This window comes from Rothia terrae (assembly GCF_012396615.1).
Lineage (GTDB): Bacteria > Actinomycetota > Actinomycetes > Actinomycetales > Micrococcaceae > Rothia > Rothia terrae.
This window is the reverse complement of the sequence record NZ_JAAXPV010000031.1, coordinates 1-5,570: the sequence shown is the minus strand read 5'-3', so window position 1 is coordinate 5,570 and position 5,570 is coordinate 1. Positions and strand designations below refer to the sequence as shown.

Genomic DNA, 5,570 nt, shown 5'->3' with positions numbered 1-5,570 from the left:
AAAACCGCATAGTGGACGCAACAACAACCAAACAACTATTCACACCAACCACCAAAAAATGATTGAAAAGTAAGCCTTCGACCTATTAGTACCAGTCAACTCCACACCTCTTCAGTCGGCGCTTCCATACCTGGCCTATCAACCCCATCATCTATAGGGAGTCTCACACAGCACAACACTGCCAGGAAATCTCATCTCGAAACAGGCTTCCCGCTTAGATGCTTTCAGCGGTTATCCCTCCCGAACGTAGCCAATCAGCCATGCACCTGGCGGTACAACTGACATACCAGAGGTTCGTCCGTCCCGGTCCTCTCGTACTAAGGACAGCCTTTCTCAAATTTCCAACGCACGCAGCGGATAGGGACCGAACTGTCTCACGACGTTCTGAACCCAGCTCGCGTACCGCTTTAATGGGCGAACAGCCCAACCCTTGGGACCAACTCCAGCCCCAGGATGCGACGAGCCGACATCGAGGTGCCAAACCATGCCGTCGATATGGACTCTTGGGCAAGATCAGCCTGTTATCCCCGAGGTACCTTTTATCCGTTGAGCGACGGCCATTCCACAATGTACCGCCGGATCACTAGTCCCGACTTTCGTCCCTGCTCGACCTGCCAGTCTCACAGTCAAGCTCCCTTGTGCACTTACACTCAACACCTGATTGCCAACCAGGCTGAGGGAACCTTTGGGCGCCTCCGTTACTCTTTAGGAGGCAACCGCCCCAGTTAAACTACCCATCAGGCACTGTCCCTGAACCAGATCATGGCCCGAAGTTAGACATCCAGAATGACCAGAGTGGTATTTCAACAACGACTCCACAAACACTAGCGTGCCCGCTTCAACATCTCCCACCTATCCTACACAAGCCACACCGAACGCCAATACCAAACTATAGTAAAGGTCACGGGGTCTTTCCGTCCTGCTGCGCGTAACGAGCATCTTTACTCGTACTGCAATTTCGCCGAGTTCATGGTTGAGACAGTAGGGAAGTCGTTACTCCATTCGTGCAGGTCGGAACTTACCCGACAAGGAATTTCGCTACCTTAGGATGGTTATAGTTACCACCGCCGTTTACTGGGGCTTAAATTCTCAGCTTCGCACATAAATGCTAACCAATCCTCTTAACCTTCCAGCACCGGGCAGGAGTCAGTCCGTATACATCGTCTTACGACTTCGCACGGACCTGTGTTTTTGATAAACAGTCGCTTCCCCCTGGTCTCTGCGACCCATACACGCTCCAAGCAGCAAGTGCCCTTCACGCTCAAGGTCCCCCTTCTCCCGAAGTTACGGGGGCATTTTGCCGAGTTCCTTAACCATGATTCTCTCGATCGCCTTAGTATTCTCTACCTGATCACCTGTGTCGGTTTAGGGTACGGGCAACTAGAACCTCACGCCGATGCTTTTCTCGACAGCATAGGATCACCAAATCCCCCACAAACGGGGTCCCATCACATCTCAGGCAAACACGGCCGCATTTAACAAACCGATACCCTACATGCTTAGACCACGACAACCATCGCGTGGCTTGGCTACCTTCCTGCGTCACACCTGTTAATACGCTTACCGCCACAAATCGGATCCCACAACCCACGGTAAGCTCCCCTTGAAAAACAAGAGGTTACAAACCGCTTCGCATGGTTAGCATCAAAGTCTTGGTATGGACGGTTCTTCGTCGGTACGGGAATATCAACCCGTTATCCATCGACTACGCCTGTCGGCCTCGCCTTAGGCCCCGACTAACCCAGGGCAGATTAGCTTGACCCTGGAACCCTTGATCATCCGGCGCACGGGTTTCTCACCCGTGATTCGCTACTCATGCCTGCATTCTCACTCGCATACCCTCCACCACTGGTTTACACCGCAGCTTCACCGGATACACGACGCTCCCCTACCCAACATACAAAACGTACATTGCCATAACTTCGGTGGTGTACTTGAGCCCCGCTACATTATCGGCGCAGAATCACTTGACCAGTGAGCTATTACGCACTCTTTCAAGGGTGGCTGCTTCTAAGCCAACCTCCTGGTTGTCTAAGCAACTCCACATCCTTTCCCACTTAGCACACGCTTAGGGACCTTAGTTGATGGTCTGGGCTGTTTCCCTCTCGACAATGAAGCTTATCCCCCACTGTCTCACTGCTACACTCTCACTTACCGGCATTCGGAGTTTGGCTGACGTCAGTAACCCTGTGGGGCCCATCGGCCATCCAGTAGCTCTACCTCCAGCAAGAAACATGTAACGCTGCACCTAAATGCATTTCGGGGAGAACCAGCTATCACAGAGTTTGATTGGCCTTTCACCCCTATCCACAGCTCATCCCCTCCATTTTCAACTGAAGTGGGTTCGGTCCTCCACCACGTCTTACCGTAGCTTCAACCTGGCCATGGATAGATCACTCCGCTTCGGGTCTAGATCCTGCCACTCAAACGCCCTATTCAGACTCGCTTTCGCTACGGCTACCCCACACGGGTTAACCTCGCGACAGAACACTAACTCGCAGGCTCATTCTTCAAAAGGCACGCTGTCACCCCAAAAGGCTCCAACGGCTTGTAAGCACACGGTTTCAGGTACTATTTCACTCCCCTCCCGGGGTACTTTTCACCATTCCCTCACGGTACTGATCCGCTATCGGTCATCAGGAAGTATTTAGACTTACCAGGTGGTCCTGGCAGATTCACACGAAATTCCACGAGCTCCGTGCTACTCGGGTGGTCACACATGCGGCGTGCCAAATTTCAGGTACGGGACTCTCACCCTCTCCGGCCGTCCATCCCAAGACGTTCCCCTATCCAACACAACATCACAACAGCAGCCAGTTAGAACTGCAACGGTAACTCCCACAACCCCCATGATGCAACGCCTAACCGCTATCACACACCACAGGTTTAGCCTCATCCGCTTTCGCTCGCCACTACTCACAGAATCATTACTTTATTTTCTCTTCCAGCAGGTACTGAGATGTTTCACTTCCCCGCGTTCCCCCCAACCAGCCTATACATTCAACTGGTGGTAACTAATATCACTACTAGCCAGGTTTCCCCATTCGGAAATCCTCGAATCAACGTCCTGTTATCGACTCCCCGAGGCTTATCGCAGATTCACACGTCCTTCATCGGCTCCTGATGCCAAGGCATCCACCGTGTGCCCTTAATGACTTACAAAACACACAAATAATCAAAGAATAAAATCTAAGTTGTTACAAAATCATGAAAACACGAAACAAACAATAAAAATCATTCGCTCACAGTTTCCAGAAGATGCTCGCGTCCACTATACAGTTCTCAAACAACAACCCACACACACAACTCAAAACAACCACCAACGATCATTCATCATCACGCGCCAGGCAAACAACAGGATAAACAAACCAAACGATTTGCTACCCCAAAACCCAACAGTATGCTCCGCTACGCCACCACAACGCGACGCCAAAAAACTAAATGCAATATTCCACCCATGAGCAAACCCAGTGTCCAACACTCGTGAACAAACTAGGCCAACCAAAATGTTGTGCTCCTTAGAAAGGAGGTGATCCAGCCGCACCTTCCGGTACGGCTACCTTGTTACGACTTAGTCCCAATCGCCAGTCCCACCTTCGACGACTCCCTCCAAAAAGGTTAGGCCATCGGCTTCGGGTGTTACCAACTTTCGTGACTTGACGGGCGGTGTGTACAAGGCCCGGGAACGTATTCACCGCAGCGTTGCTGATCTGCGATTACTAGCGACTCCGACTTCATGGGGTCGAGTTGCAGACCCCAATCCGAACTGAGACCGGCTTTTTGGGATTAGCTCAACCTCACAGTATCGCAACCCTTTGTACCGGCCATTGTAGCATGCGTGAAGCCCAAGACATAAGGGGCATGATGATTTGACGTCATCCCCACCTTCCTCCGAGTTGACCCCGGCAGTCTCCTATGAGTCCCCACCATCACGTGCTGGCAACATAGAACGAGGGTTGCGCTCGTTGCGGGACTTAACCCAACATCTCACGACACGAGCTGACGACAACCATGCACCACCTGTATACCAGCCCCGAAGGGAAACCCTATCTCTAGGGGAGTCCAGTATATGTCAAGCCTTGGTAAGGTTCTTCGCGTTGCATCGAATTAATCCGCATGCTCCGCCGCTTGTGCGGGCCCCCGTCAATTTCTTTGAGTTTTAGCCTTGCGGCCGTACTCCCCAGGCGGGGCACTTAATGCGTTAGCTACGGCGCGGAAAACGTGGAATGTCCCCCACACCTAGTGCCCAACGTTTACGGCATGGACTACCAGGGTATCTAATCCTGTTCGCTCCCCATGCTTTCGCTTCTCAGCGTCAGTTACAGCCCAGAGACCTGCCTTCGCCATCGGTGTTCCTCCTGATATCTGCGCATTCCACCGCTACACCAGGAATTCCAGTCTCCCCTACTGCACTCTAGTTAGCCCGTACCCACTGCAAACCCGGAGTTAAGCCCCGGGCTTTCACAGCAGACGCGACAAACCGCCTACAAGCTCTTTACGCCCAATAATTCCGGACAACGCTCGCGCCCTACGTATTACCGCGGCTGCTGGCACGTAGTTAGCCGGCGCTTCTTCTGCAGGTACCGTCACTTTCGCTTCTCCCCTGCTGAAAGAGGTTTACAACCCGAAGGCCGTCATCCCTCACGCGGCGTCGCTGCATCAGGCTTGCGCCCATTGTGCAATATTCCCCACTGCTGCCTCCCGTAGGAGTCTGGGCCGTGTCTCAGTCCCAGTGTGGCCGGTCACCCTCTCAGGCCGGCTACCCGTCGTCGCCTTGGTGAGCCATTACCTCACCAACAAGCTGATAGGCCGTGAGCCCATCTAAAACCAGTACAAACCCTTTCCACACAGATTTCATGCGAAACTGTGTCATATCCGGTATTAGACCTCGTTTCCAAGGCTTATCCCAGAGTCAAAGGCAGGTTACTCACGTATTACTCACCCGTTCGCCACTAATCCAACCAGTGCAAGCACCGGTCTTCATCGTTCGACTTGCATGTGTTAAGCACGCCGCCAGCGTTCGTCCTGAGCCAGAATCAAACTCTCCGTTGAAAAACAAAAAAGAATGATAACTGTTATAGCTCAAAATAAAACAAACCATCACTTACACCCACGAGGCGGGTGCACTCACCGTGCTTAATGGTGAGACAAAGAGCGATGATCATAGCTGTCAATTATGAAAACCAAAGTTATCAAAATATAAATAAATAATTTGGTATCACATAAAGTTCTTTATAAACAAAGCACACTATTGAGTTCTCAAGCAACAAACCACCTCAACAACCACAACCCCACGCTCGGTGAGTCTTGCTCGTGTTGAGCAGTCAATTCTGTTATCATGTCACCCGCTCTCGCAGGCAACTCGTCTAGCTTACCAGGATCATCACCGCCATGCAACCCGAATCCATATGATCCGCGCCACACTGTTTGCTACCAACACATCAACCACAACAGGACCAACACACCGTCACAAACCAGCAACAACAACCCTATAAACTTCTCAAAACCACCGTCTGACTAGGAGCTTTACCCACTCCCTCGCCGCGACGACTCATACAACTATACGCACA

The 5,570-nt window shown here is 51.8% G+C and carries 2 rRNA genes; both read right to left on the bottom strand.

From position 1 onward, the window contains the following. Positions 1-65: 65 nt before the first annotated feature. Positions 66-3,162: ribosomal RNA gene (locus HF984_RS11185) — 23S ribosomal RNA — on the bottom strand. Between the two features lie 360 nt (positions 3,163-3,522). Further along, a 16S ribosomal RNA gene (locus tag HF984_RS11180) occupies positions 3,523-5,052 on the bottom strand. Together the 16S and 23S rRNA genes form the textbook arrangement of a ribosomal RNA operon. Between the last annotated feature and the right edge of the window lie 518 nt (positions 5,053-5,570).